Below are 16860 nucleotides of genomic sequence, written 5' to 3'. Positions count from 1 at the left end.
AAAAGGTGTGATGCAGGCTACTCATCGTGAAAGTGGATCTTCTACGCTTAAGAGTGGGTATCCCTCGGGTGGGTGCAATTTGGCGTACTGCCTGCTCGGCAATTCAGACTGGAGAGGGTGACGCCCGTGCTGGCCGACTCCTATGGCCGCGTGGCAACAGACCTGCGCGTGTCGCTCACCGACCGATGCAACCTCAGATGCACGTACTGCATGCCGCCGGAGGGGCTGGAGTGGCTCCCCAAACCGGAGCTGCTCACCGACGACGAACTCCTCCGCCTGATCCGGATCGGAACCACCCGCCTCGGTATCACCGAGGTCCGCTTCACCGGCGGCGAGCCCCTGCTGCGGCGGGGCCTGGCCGGCATCATCGCCGGAAGCACCGACCTCGACCCCCGACCGCAGACCGCCCTGACCACCAACGGGATCGGACTCGCCCGAACGGCGCCCGCCCTGGCCGAGGCCGGGCTGGACCGGGTCAACGTCTCCCTCGACACCCTCGACCCCGTCGTGTTCGAGAAACTCGCCCGGCGCCGCCGCCTCGACGACGTCCTGGAGGGGATGGCGGCCGCCGCGAGCGCCGGTCTCACCCCGGTCAAGGTCAACGCCGTGCTCATGCGCGACGTCAACGACCACGAGGCCGCCGACCTCCTCCGCTTCTGCGTGGAACACGGGTACGAGCTCCGCTTCATCGAACAGATGCCGCTCGACGCCCAGCACGGCTGGCGCCGCGACACCATGATCACCGCGGACGAGATCCTCGGCCGCCTCGAAACCGAGTTCACGCTCGACGACGCCGACGCCGGGACCCGCGGCAGCGCACCCGCCGAACTCTTCCACGTCCGGGGCCTGCGCTTCCCCGACGGCCAACCCGCCACCGTCGGGGTCATCGGTTCGGTCACCCGACCGTTCTGCGGGGCCTGCGACCGGGTCCGGCTCACCGCCGACGGGCAGATCCGCAACTGTCTCTTCGCCCGCGAGGAATCCGACCTGCGCACGCCCCTGCGCGAGGGCGCCACCGACGACGAGATCGCCGAGCGCTGGAAGAAGGCCGTCATGGCCAAGCTCCCCGGCCACGGCATCAACGACCCCAGCTTCCTCCAACCCGCACGCCCCATGTCCGCCATCGGCGGCTGAGACCGGCCGGTCCGGGAAACCGCACCCGCCCCGGACCGGCGGCCCCGCCCGGAACGGAAAACCCGGTTGCCGCCTTCCCGCTCCCTCTGGCTTGATGGTCCGGGGCGCACACCGCTGCCCCGGGGCCCGACAGAAACGGGAGGTGGCCCCATGTCCTACACCGAAGTCCCCGGCGACCGCGTACCGATCCGGATGTGGGCCGACCCCGCACAGGTCGAGTCCGCCGCCATGGACCAGCTCCGCAACGTCACCCGGATGCCCTGGACGCACGGGCTGGCCGTCATGCCCGACGTCCACTACGGCAAGGGCGCCACGGTCGGCTCCGTGATCGCGATGCGCGACGCCGTCAGCCCGGCCGCGGTCGGCGTCGACATCGGCTGCGGCATGACCGCGGTCCGCACCGGCCTGACCGCCGACCGGCTGCCCGACGACCTCGGCCCGCTGCGCTCGGCACTGGAGGCGGCGGTCCCGGTCGGCTTCCACGCCCACGACGAACCCGTCGACCCCGCCCGCGTTCCCGGCCTGCGCAGCACCGGCTGGGACGGCTTCTGGGACGGGTTCGGTGAACTCGCCTCCGCCGTGCGCCCACGGCACACCCGTGCCCGGCGCCAGATGGGCACCCTCGGCGGCGGCAACCACTTCCTGGAGGTGTGCCTGGACGACGCCGGGACCGTCTGGCTGGTCCTGCACTCCGGGTCCCGCAACATCGGCAAGGAGCTCGCCGACCACCACATCGGCCGGGCGCAGTCCCTGCCGCACAACCAGGACCTGCCCGACCGCGACCTCGCGGTCTTCCTGACCGGCACCCCGGAGATGGACGCCTACCGCCGGGACCTGTTCTGGGCCCAGGACTACGCCCGCCGCAACCGCGACGTCATGATGGCCCTGGCCTGCCAGGTCCTGGCCGAACGGATCCCCGGCGCCACGGTCGAACAGCGCATCTCCTGCCACCACAACTACGTGGCCGAGGAGACCTACGACGGCGTGGACGTCCTCGTCACCCGCAAGGGGGCGATTCGTGCGGGTTCGGGGGAGTTCGGAGTGATTCCGGGCAGTATGGCCACCGGTACCTACATCGTGAAGGGACTCGGGAACACCGCCTCCTTCAACTCCGCCTCGCACGGCGCCGGACGCCGGATGAGCCGGAACAAGGCGCGCCGGACCTTCACCGAGGCCGACCTGGTCGAGCAGACCAGGGGCGTGGAGTGCCGCAAGGACCGCGGGGTGGTGGACGAGATCCCCGCCGCCTACAAGGACCTGGAGTCGGTGATCGAGGCCCAGACCGACCTGGTCGAGGTGGTCGCCCACCTGCGCCAGGTGGTGTGCGTCAAGGGCTGAGCGGTCCGGGCGCGGGGCCGACCTGGGCCCGGGTCGGCCACCCGGCGGCAGCCGGGTACGGCATGCTGGGAGCGTGATCGAGAACCTGGACGCGGTGGTCCTGGCCGGGGGCGCGGCGGCCCGCATGGGCGGCGCCGACAAACCCGGCCTGGACGTCGCCGGACGCACCCTGCTGGAACGCGTGGTGGACGCCGTGCGCGACCACCGCCCGGGCGCCCGCGTGACGGTGGTCGGCCCCGAACGCGACCGCCCGCGTGCCCGCTACGTGCGCGAGGACCCGCCCGGCGGCGGCCCCGTACCGGCCCTGCGCGCCGGACTGCCCCACGTGGACGCCCCCTGGGTCGCCCTGCTCGCCGCCGACCTGCCGCACCTGGCCCCCGAGCACCTCGCCGTCCTGGGCGCCGCGGCGCCGGGGCGCGGCGGCGCGGTGCTCGTGGACGCCGCCGGCCGTGCGCAGTGGCTCACCGGGGTCTGGCGCACCGAGGCCCTGCGCACCGCGCTCGCGGACTACGGAGGGCGTTCCCTGTACGGGCTGCTGGAACCCCTCGACCCGGCCCGCGTCCCGCTCGCCGACGGCCCCCGGGACTTCGACGTGGACACCCCCGAGGCGCTGGAGCGCGTACGCGCCGAACTCGGCCCGCCCGACCGACCCGAACACCCGAGGCCCTGACAATCCACTTGCCCGCGGTACCGGAACACCGCAAGGGTGAGCGGCATGCCCAAGGACACCCCCGACCACGGACCGGCCCGGCGCCTGCTCGCCGAGACCGCACCCCTCACCGGCCCCGCACGCATGCGGCACCTGGCCCGGTACGCCCGCGAACACCGCTCGGGTCCGCTGCTGGCCGAGACCGCAGCCGGGCTCGACGCGCTGGGCCAGGCGGACCTGGGCGCACACATGGCCCTGGCCGCACGCGACACCGGCCTCGTGACCGGCTACCTCAACGGCCCCGACGAGGACCTGCGCCGATCCGTGCTGCGCCGCACCCCGGGACTGGCCCTGCCGGACCGTGTCCTCGAGGAGCTCCTGGACGACGCGCCCCACCGGCTGCGCCGCACGCTCTACACCGCCCTGTACCGGGACCGCCGCACGGAGGCCGCGGACCGGCTCCTGCCCCTCGTACGTGAACGCCACGGCGAGCACGAGGCGGCCGTCCTGCTGCCCGCCTGCTCCGCTCCGGCCGTGGACGAACACCTGGACGGGCTGGCCCACCGGGTCGAGGGCTGGAACCGGCTGGCCCGCCGCCACCCGGGCCCGCTGCTGGCACGCCTGGAACGGGAACTGGACACGGCCCCGGACCCGGAACTGATCTGGGACCGCCCGTGGTACGCCGCGGCGCTGGCCCTGGAGGACCGCGCGCCCGAACTGCTCCTGCCGTTCCTGCGCGGCCGTCCCGAGCCCGAGACCTCCCGCCCGCCCTTCGCCGGGGCCCGCGGGCTCCTGTACGCGCCGGGGGACGCACTGCACTACCCGGCCCGGTACCCGGCGTACGCGCACGGCCGCCGCGACGTGCGCGGCCTGCTCGGAGCCATGGCCCGTGCCGAACCCCGGGCCCTCGTCGTCCTGCGGGTCATGCGCCGCGCGGACCGCGCCCCGGTCATCGAACGGTTCCTCGCCGAGGGCGGCGGGACGGGAGCCGCACTGCTGCCCTACCTGGGGCTGCTGTCCCCGGACCGGGCGGCGGCCGAGGCGGGACGGATCCTGGACCACCTCGAACGGGCCCGAGCCCTCGACCCCGACCCCACCCACCGGGACACCGAGGCCCTGGCCCACCTGCCCTTCGACGAGGCCGAGCCCCTTCTCACCGGGGCCGCGGGCGACCCCGACCCGGACCGCAGGGAACACGCCCTGTACTGGCTGACGGTGGCGGCCGGGCGCAGCGGGGCCGCTGACCTGGCCCGGGTACTCTCCGACCGGCTGGCGCGCTCCACAGCGGACCGCGACCACGTCCGCCGCTCCCTGCCCCTGGCCCTGGGCGTCCTCAGTCCCGGCCTGCTCGGCCCCGAAGCCCTGCCCGCCCTGCACCGCATGCTCGACGACCACCTCGCCGCCCCCGACACCACCGCGGAGACGAGGCAGGCCCTGGGCGGCCTCGCGGTGCACGTCCTGCACCACCCGGCCGGGCGGGGGCGCGCCGACCTCGCCGATTGGGCGCTGACCGCCCTCACCGGGCTGATCGAACGGCACCCGGGGAGCGGGATCTCCTCCCACGGCCACTTCAGCGGCGGATACGCGCGTTGGCACCGCCGCCCCACCACGGGGCGGCCCTGGACGCTGGCAGAGGCACTCACCCCCGCGCAGGCACGGGAGCTGTACACCCGTCTCGCCCCCGCCCTGGCCCGCCACCGCTCCCGGGGCGCGCACCGCTCCACCGTCCTCCTGGCCCAGGCCCTGGGCCGGCACCTGTACGGCATCCCCGACCTGCTCGACCGCGACCTGGGCGAGGTCGTCGCCGCGGACCCGGCCGCCTCCACGGCCTTCGAGGCCGCCCGGGCGCACCTGCGCGGCTCCCGCCCCGGCGAGCGAGCCGAACGCCTGTTCCGCGCCACACCGGCCGCGGTGCTGATCACTCCGGTCTGGGAGTGCCTGGCCCGCCTCCGGCCCGCCCTGGTGGGGGAGGCCCTGGACACGGCCGACCGGCTGCGGGCCCGGGGCGGGCGGCTGCCCGGCCGGTCCGTGCGGGTCAGCCGGGGTCTGACCGGAAACTGGTTGGCGGCGGAGCGCAGCCGCGCCGCGGAGTACCTGTGGGACACCGCCGCCGACCCGAACGAGGAGTACTTCGCGCGTGCCGAGGCGCTCCGGGGGCTGAGCGGCCTGCCCGGTGCCGTGGACCTGCTGTCGCCCTGGCTCGACGAGGGCGACCCCCGGCTCCGCGAGGCCGCACTGGTTCGAATCGCCCGGGCCGGTGAGCCGGAGCGCGCGCTCGGGGTGCTGTTGGACCGCGTCGACGAGGGCGCCTCCTCCCGGGCGGTGGTGGCCGTGCTCGGCTCCTGCGCCCGCCGTGTGCGGCCCTCCGCCCTGCTGGAGAAGCTGGGCGCGGTCCTGGCGGCGCCGGGCAGGGTGAGTGTGCGCAAGACCGCGGCCCGTGTCCTGGGCCAGGTACGGCCGCCCGGCGCGGTCGGGGTCCTGGTCGGCCTGCTCGACCAGGACAGGCCGCACCGGGACGTGCGGGCGGCCGCGCTCGGGGCCCTCATGGCCCACGGCGACCGGCCGGAGGCCCTGGCCGCGCTGGAGGAGCGGCGCACGGCCTTCACCGACCCCGCCGCCAGGTCCGCCCTGCTGTCCCATCCGCCCTCGGACCTGCCGCCCCGGCTGCGGCCGCGGGCCGCCCGGCTCATGCTGTCCCTGCCGGCGAGCGGGGACCCCGCGGCCGACGAGCACGCCCGTGTGTGCCGTCAGGTCGCGGGTTGGGCGCTGTGCGACGAGGAACTGGCCGACGGCCTGGTCGGGGACCTGTTCGACCTCGCGCTGCCTGACGAACGGGTGCTGCGCACCTTCGAGGGGCTGCTCCGGGAGCGGCGTTACGCGGACCGGCTCCCCGACGTGGTGGCCGCCCTGGCGGACCTGTGCCCCGACCCCGGGGAGGGGGTGCCCCCGCGGGTGCCCGAGGCGGAGCGGGGCCCCGACCCGTCCCGCAGGGTCTCGCGTACGGTACGGATGCTCGCCCAGCGGGTGCGCGGGCGCCACGACCCGGAGCGGGAGGTGCCGGGGCTGGACCGGGCCGTGCGGCGGCTGGCGGCCCACCCGGGCCTGTGCGCGGAGGCGCTGACCCTGCTCCTGGCCGACCTGCCCGTGCTCACCCGGCCGGGCCACCGCGGTTTTCCCGCTGGCCTGTTCGGCGCCAGAGTCGCGGCCTGGGCGGTGCTGGCCGCCCGGTTCCCCGGGCTCGAACCCGCCGCGCCGCGCACTGCGGCCGAGACCGTCCTTCAGGGCTGGGGCGCCGAACCGGACGCCCGCCACCTGGCCGCGCTGGTACGCCACCTCGCCGACCTGGCCGCCCGGGACACCACCCCGGCGGGCCGCACGGTCGGCCTGGTCGCCGTCGCCCTCGCCGCCCGCCGGGGCGAACAGCGGGGCTGGACCGGCCCCTGGGGCGGTCTCGTCGCCGACCTGGGCCGTTCACCGCACGGGGAGGTCCGCGTCGCCGCCTGGCGCGCGGCGCTCCTGTAGCCCCCGCCGGGTCCGTCCCCGCCCGGCCCCTGCCAGGTGCGGACCCGGTACCGGAGCGTGTCCGGTGGGCACTGCCCACCGGACACGCCCTAACCCTCGAACTCGGCCATGGGGACGGTCTCCCGGAGGAAGCCGCGCATGTCCAGGAAGTTGGCGAGGTACTCGCGGTGCTCGTCGCAGGCCACCCAGACCTTCCGCCGGTCGGGGGTGTGGATCTTGGGGTTGTTCCAGACGAGCGCCCAGTCGGCGGCGGCCCGGCAGTCCCTGCGCGAGCAGTGCGTGTCCGGTGCGGTATTACCCAATGCTGGTCCCCAGGCGACAAAGCGGATTCGGTGGTCAAGCCCCGGCCACGGGCGGGTATTCACGCCGACCGGCAGGGACAAAAGGCGACGCCGGGTGGTTACGGGGGCAAACCACCCGGCGTCGCACGCGATGTTCCGACGGGGGCTCGAAACATCGTCCGCGCTTCGACGGGGGACCGAAGCGCTACAACCCAATGTACACCGCAGCCCCCCGGGGTACGTCAAGAGTCAGTTACGACGTTGTCTCGGGAGAGTCCCGCCGAAGGAGGGCCCTTAGCCCCAGGTCAGGACTAATCTGGCGCCTCTCTCGTCTTTCCTTCGCGCCTTTTCCCGCAGGAGCGCCCGATTCCACGGTCAAGCAGGTCCCAACCGGGACCAAGGTCCCCGGAAAGAAACGGCAAAGCGCCCCGACCCCTTCCGCGGGAAAGGTTTCGGGGGAAAACGGCATGCCCGTGTGGCTGGCGGGGATCGGGGGGAGGCAGGGAAGCGGGGCCCGTGTTCACGCGGCCCGCACCACCGACTACGCAGGGGGTAACCATGGCCGACCACACCTACCGCGTCACGGAGATCGTCGGGACCTCGCCGGACGGTATCGACCAGGCCGTCCGCAACGGAATCCAACGGGCCTCGGCCACGCTGCGCGGCCTCGACTGGTTCGAGATCACCCAGGTCCGCGGCCACATCGAGGACGGCGACGTCGCCCACTTCCAGGTGGGCCTCAAGGTCGGCTTCCGGCTGGAGGAGTGACCGGAGCACACGCGGGGTGTGCGAGGGGCCCGGGCCGGCCCGGGCCCCTCGCTGTCCGGACGGTTCCGGCCGCCGATGCCCCGGCTGGAGCCTCCGGCCGCTGTGTCGGCGCCCCGGGCGGCCGCTCCCCGGCGCCGTCCGGCGCGGCTCAGGCGTCGTCGCCGGGGTCGGGTCCGCGCAGCACGTCCACGTGGACGTGGTCCAGGTGGCGAAGGATCTCGTTGTCGGGGTCGGCCTCGTAGTGGCGCCACCCCATCGACGGGTACCGGGTGCTCCAGATCTTGTCGTCGAAGATGATCACGTCGATCTGGTAGTCGGGGGCGTGCGCGATCAGCCAGTGCGCCAGCAGCCACCCCTCACGGCGGTTGTCCTCGTTGACCGGGCGGTAGAAGACGTCCAGGGCGCGGCCCTCGTAGTGCGCGGAGTCCTCACCGTGCCCGGTGTCGTAGCCGCCGGGCACGTACCCGCCGATACTGGTGCCGGCGAAGTCGTTCTCTATACCCGCCTTGAGGGCGGCGGCGCGCGGGGTCAGGCCCGAGGGCTCCTCCTCCTCGAACTCGACCTCCTCGCCGGTGTAACGGCAGCTCATCGAGGGGCCCGCGTCCTCTTCGGGGCCCTCGACGAGGACGTCCATCACCCCGTCGGGGATGTCGTCCACGTTCGGCTGTTCGATCGGGGCGCTGTCGCCCTGGGCGATCACCGCCGCCGCGGTGCTGGCCCGTTTGGCCTGGTCGCGTTCGAGCCGCACCTGCTCGTCGCCGGTCCACACCGAGCAGTCCGGTCCCCACGGTGTGGAGATCGGGAAGGCCTCCTGGTGCTGCGACACCCAACGGGCGGTCAGCGCGCCGATCACGGCCAGGACGGCCAGGATCGCCACGGACAGGACCAGCCCGTGCCATCGTCGGTGAACCGCGTCGGTGGATCTGTGTGCCATGGACTCCGCCCCTCCACGCCGGGTACGGGCGGCCGCGCCGACGTCCCGGGCGCCAATGTCTGCAGGCTCCCTCGAAGAGTGCTCCGTCTATTGGACATAACGGGCCTTCTTCTCATTCCCGACTGTGGTCGAGGTCAAGCCGACCGGGGTTGCGCGGAGGGCGCCCTCACAGGACCGACCAGAGGACGAAGAGGCCGCCCAGAATCAGGGTCAGCGCCCAGATCCGGTCCATCGTCACGCCCTTCCAGCGCAGCGCGTGCACACCGAGGAAGTCGTAGGCGACCAGCGCCGCCACCCCGGCGGCCGCGAGCATCCCCAGGGTGTGCACCCCGGTGGCGGCGAGCCCGAGCAGGGTGGCGTCCCACAGGCTCCACGCCCCCTGGGCCGCCTCCGCCGCGCCCGGTCCCGCAGCGGGCCCGCCCCCCGCACCGGCAGCGGTCGCCCCCGCGGCGCCGGTCCCCGCCCCGTGCCCCTGGTGGCCGCCGTCCGCGTGTGTGTGGTTGAGCTGTCCGGCCAGGACCGGCATGAGCATCAGGCCGGCCCCGTGCGCCGAGGACATCAGGAAGGACCATGCGGTCAGCTGCCACAGGGGCAGACGGACCCCGCGCCAGTGGAAGTGCCTGCGGGACAGCAGCATCACCAGCCCCGCCAGGACGACGGCCCCGCCGCCCAGCACGGGGAAGAGGACCGAGGCGGTGGCCGAACCGGTGACGGTGATCGCCACCGCGGCCACCGCGACACTGGCCGCGTGCCCCACGGCGATCGCGGGGAGGGAGCGCAGGACCTGGGCCCGGCCGCCCTCCTGCAACCCCCTGCCGACGGCGAGCAACCACCCCATCCCGGGGTGTAGCCCGTGGAAGGCGCCCAGGGCGACGAGAGTCCAGAGCTGTGCTGCGGTCACGGCGCCAGCGTCACACGCCCCGTAGGGGGTGGCAACGCCCGGTGACGGGTTGACCGACACCGGTCACCCGGGGCCGCCGGGGTTTGCCGGAGCCGCTGCGGGGCAGCGGCTCCGGCTCCGGGGCGGGTGCCTCAGCCCCGCCCGGGAACGGTCACGGGCACAGGGCGTCGAGGTCGCTGGCCTCGGAGCCGACCTGGCGGCCCGGGTCGGCGGGGGAGGGCTCGTCCAGGCCGGTGTACTCCTGCCACTCGGTCCGCTGGTTCTCGTCCCACTCCGCCCACTCCTCCTCGGTCGGGTCCTCGGGACGGTCGGAGGCGTCGTCACCGGAGGGGGAGGCGGAAGGGGTGTCGGAGGGGCCGTCGCCCTGGTCGGAGCCTCCCCGGATCGCTTCCTGGACCAGTTCCCGCACCTTGTCCCAGTCCGGGTTCCCGGTGAACACCTGGGGCGGGGACAGCTGGAGCGCGCTCATGTTCCCGGTGTCGGTGACCCGGTCCGCCAGGTCGATGAACGCGGGCACCTTCGACTGGGGGATGTCGGTGCTCAGCGTCCTCTTGGTGGCCCCGGCCAGCTGCCGGTAGCTGGTCAGCACGGTGGTCGGCTCCACCTGTTCCGCCACGTACTTGATCAGGCAGCCCTGGCGGCCCATCCGGCCGTAGTCGTCGGAGCCCACGCGGGAACGGCCGTACCAGAGCGCCTCGTGCCCGTCCAGACGGCGCAGACCGGGTTCCAGCACCCCGCCGTGCACCCCGTACGGGATGGGTTCCTCGATGCGCACCTGCACTCCTCCGACGGCGTCGATCAGGTCGCGGAAGCCCATCATGTCGACCATCACGTAGTACTCCACGTCCAGGCCGACGTTGTGCCCGATCACCTTCCTCAGGGTGTCGGCGGCGGGATCGGCGGCCTCCGGGTCGAGCGCCAGCTCCTCGGGCTCCTCGGCGACCGTCTGGTAGACGTCGTTGAGCAGCAGGTCGAAGCCGTAGGGCTCGGGGTAGCGTTCGGCCAGTGCGCTGTCCTCGGGGAAGCGCACGTTCTCCAGGTTGCGCGGCAGGCCCACCAGGACCGCGTCCCCGGTCTCGGTGTCCAGGCTCGCCACCATCATGGAGTCGGTGCGCGTCCCGTAGCGGTTGTCCGCCGAGTCCGACCCGATGAGCAGCACGTTGACCCGCTCCGCGCCGTTCCAGGGGTCCCTGGCGTCGTGCGGGGGCAGGTCCGCGCGCTCGGGGGCGTTGAAGACCTCGCCCAGCGTGTCGTAGGCCGTGTAACCGCCGTGCAGCGCCCACGCCGCCGGGGCGCCCACGGTCAGGCACAGCAGCAGGACGACGCAACCGCCGAGGAACCGATGGCCGAACTTCGCCCCCTCGGGCCGGGTGATCGTCCAGGAGTGCACGATGACGGCCAGCCACAGCACCGTGACCACGAACACGGCGCCCATGCCGCCGAGCAGCCAGCGGTTCTGCACGGCCATCCCGGCCAGGACCGTCAGGGACCCCGACTCGTGGGCGTCCAGCAGGTACAGCCACAGGGCCAGGGCGGCGATACCCAGCAGGTAGGCACCGAGGGCCACGGCTCCGGCGGCCCTGCGCCCCATACGCAGGTGTGCCACACCGGGGAGGGGAAGCGACGCGGCGGTCCACAGCAGCGCCCTTCCCGTGCTCAGGCGCGTGGGTGCCTCGTCCCGCCGCTCGTCCTCCGCAGCCACCAGTGATTCCTCTCAAGCCGCGGGGCGGTCACGGCCGCCCCGTCCTCTGGTCCTGTAACCCTCGCCACGATCGCTGGGTGGCGTCACCTTCCGGTTGTACACCCCTTCCCGGCCATACGCCTGCGAGGAAGCGTCCGGTTCCAGGGGTGTCACACGAACCCGTGAGATCAGTGTGGCGCTTTGTCAGGGTTGTGTGCACGGCGACCACCTCACAGGGGATGTTCTATACAAGTCTGTTATGTGGCCGTGAGGTGGTCGATGGGGCATTGGCCGAGGACTCCGGGCCGGTCAAAGGGGTGAATCAACCGATTTCTTTGGCGATCGGTAGTGGACCGGCGCCACAACTGCGATGATCTGGCCGGAGGAGGGGGCGCCGTCCGGGGGTAAGGGCGGCGTCATGGGAACGAAAGGCAACCATCGTGCTCGATGCGGTTGACGCTGCGCTCATGCGGGCGTTGCAGGGGGACGGCAGAGCGACGTTCCAGGCCCTGGCCGACGGGGTGGGCCTGTCCCGGACTGCGGTACGCGCCAGAGTGCGCCAGCTCGTGCAGTCGGGGGCGATCAGAATCGTCGGGGTGCTGCACGCCGGCGTGGTGGGTATGGAGGTCCTCGGCCACGTGTCCTTCCGTGTCAGCGGGCCGACCGGTCCGCTGCTCGAAGCGCTGGGTGAACGCGAGGCCGTGACCTTCGCGGCGCAGTCGGCCGGCAGGTTCCCGGCCATCGCGCAGGTGCGGGTGGCCGACGACGCCGCGCTCACCAAGGAGCTGGCCGACCTGCGCTCGCTGCCCGGTGTGGACGGCGCGGAGGTCTTCCGGGCCAACGCCGTGTACAAGGACGCCCACAGCAGCGTGCGCGAACTGCGCGAGATCGAGTTGGACGCCCTGGACTGGCGCCTGGTTCGCAGGCTGCTCAAGGACGGGCGCGCCTCGTACGCAGACCTGGCCCGACAGGTGGGCCTGTCGCAGGCGGCGGCCCGGTCCCGGGTGGTGCGCCTGCTCGGTTCGGGCGTGGTCCACGTCACCGCGCTCGTGGAACCGTCGGCGGTGGGCGCCAACGAGCAGCTCGGCTTCGGCCTGCGCTGCCGGGGCGACGCCGACGCGCTGGGCGCCGCCATGGCCAACATGGCCAGGATCTCGTTCCTGGCCAGCGGTTTCGGCCGGTACGACGTGATCGGAACCCTGACCGCGCCGGACCGCCACCAGCTGGTCGAGGCACTGGAGGTGATCAGGGCCACCGCGGGCGTCGGCCACGTGGAGACCTGGGACCACCTCCGGGTCCGCAAGGAGCGCCGGGGCGGTGAACGCGCCGGGAACTGGGGCTCCGGCTGATCCGGGAACGGGGGCGGGTAGCCGCCCGCCCCCGGCCTGCCCCAGGATGGGACCCATGGTGACGGACGGTCCGGCGGTGCCGGAGGGGACAGGGACACTGCGGCTGCGCGGGCGGACGTTCGCGGGCCGCCGCTACGCGGTGATGGGGGTGATCAACCGGACCCCCGACTCCTTCTACGACCGGGGGGCCACCTACGCCCTGGACGCCGCTCTGGCCTCCGCCGACCACGCCGTGGCGGCGGGCGTCGACATCATCGACGTCGGCGGGGTGAAGGCCGGGTACGGCGCGCACGTGGACGAGACGGAGGAGATCCGCCGGACGGTGCCGTTCGTGCGTGAACTGCGCGACCGCCACCGCGGGGTGGTGATCTCGGTGGACACCTGGCGGGCCGGTGTGGGGCGCGCCTGCGCCGAGGCGGGCGCGGACATGATCAACGACACCTGGGCCGGGGCCGACCCGGACCTGGCCCGGGTGGCGGCCGAGTACGGCACCGGCCTGGTGTGCAGCCACAGCGGCGGGCTGGCTCCGCGCACCGACCCCCACCGGGTCCGCTACGGGGACGTGGTCGCCGACGTGGTGGCCGGGGTGTGCGCCCTGGCCGAACGCGCGGTGTCGGTGGGGGTGCGACCCGACGGGGTGATGATCGACCCCACGCACGACTTCGGCAAGAACACCTACCACTCGCTCGAACTCACCCGCCGCCTCGGGGAGTTGGCCGCCACCGGCTGGCCGGTGCTCGTGGCGGTCTCCAACAAGGACTTCGTGGGCGAGACCCTGGCGGTGGGGCTGACCGAGCGCGGTGACGGGACCCTGGCGACCCTGGCGATGTCCGCCCGGGAGGGGGCCCGGGTCTTCCGGGTGCATGACGTCGCGGCCGCCCGCGCAGCCCTGGACGCGGTCGCCGCGGTCGGCTGACCCGGCCTCCGGGGCGGCTGCCCGCGGGGTACGGGGCCAGGTGGGGGATACCGTCGAGCCCCCACGTCGGGTAGCTGTCCGGACACGGACGGGCCTCGCATGTAACCGCCGGTAGCATTTTTGCGTGTTTCGGGCCCGTATGCCTTGCGTCACGCTTAAGTTACCCGTGAGTATGGAGGAGGTCGGTCCGAACCGGCCGCACCGGGCGCGGGTGTAATGGAGGCTGACGTGGCGCTTGCGAAGACGTTGACGGCTGTGGGAACGGTGGCACTGGCTCGCTGCGGAGGGCGGCCCTTCGGCACGCACCTCTTCTCCGTCTGGCCGGGGGCCGCGTTCGCCGCGACCGCCTTCCCGGTCCGCTGCGCGCCGGGGGACAACCTCGCGCTGCACGTCGCGGTCGCCCAGGCGCCCCCCGGCGCCGCGCTGGTGGTGGACGTCGCGGGCGAGTCCGAGTACGGCTACGTCGACGAGATCCTCGCCGTGGCCGCGCGGACCCGCGGCGTGGCCGGGATCGTCCTGGACGGCTGCGTGCGCGACATCGCCGCCATCGCCCGCTGCGAGCTCCCGGTCTTCAGCGCCGGGGTCGCGGTCCGTGAGGCCGGGCACGACGCGGGCGGCTCCGTCGGTCAGCAGATCAACATGGACGCGAGCGGCCCCGCGCCGCTGCCGGTGCGCAGGGGCGACTGGATCGTGGCCGACGACGACGGCGTGGTCTGCCTGCCGCGCGGCCAGGTGAGCACGATCATCGCCGAGACCATGAGCAGCATCACCCGGGAGCGGGAGATCATCGACGCGGTCTGCGCGGGGGAGAGCACCCTGGACCTGCTCGGGCTGGACCCGTCCAGGGTGAACGGCTGGGAAGGCGCCCCCGACCACGGCCTGCGGCGCGGCCGGCCGCGTTCGCTGAACGCCCGGCGCGAGGGCCGGGCGGCAGAGGGGTACCTCCGTCCGCGGTTCGGGTCGTGGTCGGCCGTGGGCGACGTCTACGGCGGCGACTGACCGCAGGCACGGGCTGCCTGCCGTCCCGGGCGGTCGGCTTCTGTCCCGGGAGCGCCGACGGGCCCGGGAGCGCCAATCGGCGCCCCGGGCCCGCCTCGTCCCCGTGCCGCCTTCCTCCGTGCCCCTCCGTACGGCTCGGGGGCGGTCCGGGAGGCCGGGGACGCGGGGGAACGGACCCCGTCCCGGGGCCGGGCCGCTCCCGCGGCCGTCAGTCCTCGGTGAGGGAGAGCAGTTCGTCGATGTAGCAGGTGGCCTCACGGGCGGCACGGCTCGCGTCCGCCTCCCGGATGGCCTCGGTCAGACCGCTGTGGTCGATTCCCTCGGTGGCCGAGGAGGGCCGGTCGGAGGCCTCGTCGCTCTGCTCGTACGCCGTGTGCGCGATGCTGGCGTAGACCACCTGGGCGATGTCGTCGTAGAGGTCCATCAGCAGGGTGTTGTGGGTGGCGTTGACCACGGACCGGTGGAACGTGAAGTCGGCCTCCACGAACGCGCCCATGTCCCTGGTCCGCCAGGCCTCCTCGCGCAGGCCCATGGCGCGGTCGATGACGGCCATGTCCTCCTCGCTGTGGCGCAGGGCGGCCAGGCGCGCGGCCTCGACCTCCAGGGCGCGGCGGACCTCCAGGTTCTCCCGCAGGCGGGAGCGTTCCAGGCGGCGGCGCAGGGCCCCGCCGAGTTCGCTGGAGGCGCGGACGAAGGTGCCGGCGCCCTGGCGGATCTCCAGCAGGCCCGCGTGGGCGAGGGCCCGGACTGCCTCGCGTACGGTGTTGCGGCCGACCTCGAGCTGGTCGGACAGTTCCGACTCGGTGGGGATGCGATCTCCCACGCCCCATTCACCCGAGTCGATCTGGGCTCTTAACTGACTGATGACCTGGTCGACGAGACCGGTCCGGCGTGTCGAGGCGAGGGGCACGCTTTTTACCTCCTAGGGGCGGGTCGCCGGATGACAGGGCCAGCGCACAGGTACGGAACGGATCGGGGCCGGAGCCGCACAGGTACGGAACGGTTAAGGCCGGAGCTTAGACCAGTTGCGCGTCGGAATAGGCCCCGAACGGCAATGCGTTATCCTCATGAAGTACATAGGGTCATCCTACGAATTTGTGAGCCACCTCCCATGAGCGCCGCCCCCACACGAAAGCAGACCGTGCAGGACACCTCTCCGACCGGGCCCGACCCGGCCCCGGGGCTCCCGCGCGGGGCGCTTGTGCTGATCGGCGTGGCCATCGCCCTGGCCGCGCTCAACCTGCGCACCGCCATCACCAGTGTGGGCCCCGTCCTCGACGAGGTCACGCAGGGACTGGGGATGAGCGCGGTGGGCGCCGGGACGCTCACGACCCTGCCCGTACTGTGCTTCGCGCTCTTCGGCGGACTCACCCCGATGCTCGCCCGCCGGCTCGGCTCGCACCACCTGCTCGTCTACGCTCTGGTCGCCGTCACCCTCGGGCTTACCACCCGGGCCCTGGCCCCCGAACCCTGGCTGTTCCTCACCCTGAGCGCGGTGGCACTGTCCGGTGGCGCGATCGGTAATGTCATCCTCCCGGCCCTCGTGAAGCAGCACTTCCCCCACCGGGTCGGTCTGATGACCACCGTCTACACCACCGGGCTGGCCGTGGGCACCGCCATCGCGGCCGCCGCCACGGTCCCCGTCGAACAGGCCACCGGTGAGTGGCGGATCGCCCTGGGCTCCTACGCCCTCTTCGGCCTGGCCGCCGCCCTGCCGTGGCTGCTGGCACTGCGCCACGAACCCGCCCCGGGCGACGCACGCGAGGCGCTCGGCGTCCGCCAGGTGCTGAGTACCGGGATCGGATGGCAGGGCGTCCTGTACTTCGGCACCCAGTCCTCCATCGCCTACATCATGTTCGGCTGGTACGCCCAGATGCTCCGCGACCAGGGCATGGACGCCCAGACGGCCGGAGTGATGCTGGCCTACCTCACCGCCCTGGGCATCCCCATGTCGCTGGTACTGCCCTCGCTCGTCGTCCGCGTACGCGACCAGCGGCCCTTCGTCGGCCTGTTCGTCCTCGCCTACGTCGCCGGGTTCACCGGTCTGTGGGTCTCCCCGCTTTCGGGTACCTGGGTGTGGACCACCCTCATCGGCATCGGCCTGGGCAGCTTCGTCCTGGCCCTGACGATCTTCGCCGTGCGCACCCGCACCGCCGAGGGCACCGCGGCCATGTCCGCGTCCAGCCAGAGCCTGGGCTACCTGCTGGGCGGAGCCGGGCCCTTCCTCTTCGGGTTCCTGCACGAGCTCACCGGCGGCTGGCACGCCCCCATGGCCCTGGCCATGGGCATCGTCGCCCTCAACCTCGTCATGGGCATGCTGGTGGGCCGTCCCCGCTACCTGGAGGACGCCCTCGCCGCCAAGGCCGCGGAACGCTCTTCCTGAGGCCG

General features: G+C 73.3%; 14 protein-coding genes. 9 read left to right on the top strand and 5 right to left on the bottom strand.

Translation table 11 applies throughout. The features are described from left to right. Positions 1–126 precede the first annotated feature (126 nt). The 4 genes from moaA to AC0VYD_RS16635 all read left to right on the top strand — a co-directional run bounded on the left by moaA (position 127) and on the right by AC0VYD_RS16635 (position 6643). A complete protein-coding gene (gene moaA, locus AC0VYD_RS16650) occupies positions 127–1134 on the top strand; it encodes a GTP 3',8-cyclase MoaA (RefSeq protein ID WP_475476440.1) in 1008 nt (335 codons plus the stop codon). Positions 1135–1284: 150 nt separating this feature from the next. Beyond that, the gene (locus AC0VYD_RS16645) at positions 1285–2472 is read left to right on the top strand and encodes an RtcB family protein (RefSeq protein WP_475476439.1); all 1188 of its coding nucleotides are present in this window, start codon (positions 1285–1287) and stop codon (positions 2470–2472) included. Between the two features lie 73 nt (positions 2473–2545). Continuing rightward, entirely contained in the window at positions 2546–3142 is a 597-nt protein-coding gene (gene mobA / locus AC0VYD_RS16640) for a molybdenum cofactor guanylyltransferase (protein WP_475476438.1), read from the top strand. 45 nt (positions 3143–3187) lie between these two features. Next, positions 3188–6643, top strand: coding sequence for a HEAT repeat domain-containing protein (locus AC0VYD_RS16635; protein WP_475476437.1), 3456 nt, complete (start codon positions 3188–3190; stop codon positions 6641–6643). Between the two features lie 89 nt (positions 6644–6732). Here AC0VYD_RS16635 and AC0VYD_RS16630 read toward each other — a convergent pair whose 3' ends face one another. Then, positions 6733–6945, bottom strand: coding sequence for a hypothetical protein (locus tag AC0VYD_RS16630; protein WP_452542057.1), 213 nt, complete (start codon positions 6943–6945; stop codon positions 6733–6735). A gap of 537 nt (positions 6946–7482) precedes the next feature. Here AC0VYD_RS16630 and AC0VYD_RS16625 point away from each other — a divergent pair. Further along, on the top strand, positions 7483–7692 hold the full coding sequence (locus AC0VYD_RS16625) for a dodecin (protein ID WP_473039052.1): 210 nt from the start codon (positions 7483–7485) through the stop codon (positions 7690–7692). A 148-nt stretch (positions 7693–7840) separates the two neighbouring features. On the opposite strand, the gene AC0VYD_RS16620 is transcribed toward AC0VYD_RS16625, so the two are convergent. The 3 genes from AC0VYD_RS16620 to AC0VYD_RS16610 all read right to left on the bottom strand — a co-directional run bounded on the left by AC0VYD_RS16620 (position 7841) and on the right by AC0VYD_RS16610 (position 11229). Next, positions 7841–8626, bottom strand: coding sequence for a VldE C-terminal domain-containing protein (locus AC0VYD_RS16620; RefSeq protein WP_475476436.1), 786 nt, complete (start codon positions 8624–8626; stop codon positions 7841–7843). Positions 8627–8792: 166 nt separating this feature from the next. Next, positions 8793–9527 (bottom strand): cell wall anchor protein, encoded by a 735-nt coding sequence (locus AC0VYD_RS16615; RefSeq protein ID WP_475476435.1) that lies wholly within the window; start codon positions 9525–9527, stop codon positions 8793–8795. A 151-nt stretch (positions 9528–9678) separates the two neighbouring features. Further along, positions 9679–11229: an LCP family protein gene (locus tag AC0VYD_RS16610; RefSeq protein WP_475476434.1), complete on the bottom strand. Its 1551-nt coding sequence runs from the start codon at positions 11227–11229 to the stop codon at positions 9679–9681. A gap of 419 nt (positions 11230–11648) precedes the next feature. Between AC0VYD_RS16610 and AC0VYD_RS16605 the strand changes: the two genes are divergently transcribed. The 3 genes from AC0VYD_RS16605 (at position 11649) to AC0VYD_RS16595 (ending at position 14472) form a co-directional block, all read left to right on the top strand. Beyond that, positions 11649–12557, top strand: a complete 909-nt coding sequence (locus tag AC0VYD_RS16605) for an Lrp/AsnC family transcriptional regulator (protein WP_475476433.1) — start codon at positions 11649–11651, stop codon at positions 12555–12557. Positions 12558–12612: 55 nt separating this feature from the next. Continuing rightward, complete coding sequence (gene folP / locus AC0VYD_RS16600; protein ID WP_475476432.1) at positions 12613–13473, top strand: dihydropteroate synthase; 861 nt, start codon at positions 12613–12615, stop codon at positions 13471–13473. A gap of 255 nt (positions 13474–13728) precedes the next feature. After that, a complete protein-coding gene (locus tag AC0VYD_RS16595) occupies positions 13729–14472 on the top strand; it encodes an RraA family protein (protein WP_475480285.1) in 744 nt (247 codons plus the stop codon). Positions 14473–14680: 208 nt separating this feature from the next. Here AC0VYD_RS16595 and AC0VYD_RS16590 read toward each other — a convergent pair whose 3' ends face one another. Then, entirely contained in the window at positions 14681–15382 is a 702-nt protein-coding gene (locus tag AC0VYD_RS16590; RefSeq protein WP_191271955.1) for a FadR/GntR family transcriptional regulator, read from the bottom strand. Between the two features lie 201 nt (positions 15383–15583). Between AC0VYD_RS16590 and AC0VYD_RS16585 the strand changes: the two genes are divergently transcribed. Continuing rightward, entirely contained in the window at positions 15584–16855 is a 1272-nt protein-coding gene (locus AC0VYD_RS16585) for a CynX/NimT family MFS transporter (protein ID WP_475476431.1), read from the top strand. Positions 16856–16860: the final 5 nt, after the last annotated feature.

The sequence above is a fragment of the Nocardiopsis sp. iso_40 genome (genome assembly GCF_056173285.1).
This window is presented reverse-complemented; position numbering and strand designations above follow the sequence as displayed.

Excerpts from the sequence above, each read along its gene's own strand:
- folP (WP_475476432.1), top strand. The coding sequence starts at position 12,613 with ATGGTGACGGACGGTCCGGCGGTGCCGGAGGGGACAGGGACACTGCGG.
- AC0VYD_RS16620 (WP_475476436.1), bottom strand. The coding sequence starts at position 8,626 with ATGGCACACAGATCCACCGACGCGGTTCACCGACGATGGCACGGGCTG.
- AC0VYD_RS16625 (WP_473039052.1), top strand. The coding sequence starts at position 7,483 with ATGGCCGACCACACCTACCGCGTCACGGAGATCGTCGGGACCTCGCCG.
- AC0VYD_RS16645 (WP_475476439.1), top strand. The coding sequence starts at position 1,285 with ATGTCCTACACCGAAGTCCCCGGCGACCGCGTACCGATCCGGATGTGG.
- AC0VYD_RS16635 (WP_475476437.1), top strand. The coding sequence starts at position 3,188 with ATGCCCAAGGACACCCCCGACCACGGACCGGCCCGGCGCCTGCTCGCC.
- AC0VYD_RS16585 (WP_475476431.1), top strand. The coding sequence starts at position 15,584 with ATGAGCGCCGCCCCCACACGAAAGCAGACCGTGCAGGACACCTCTCCG.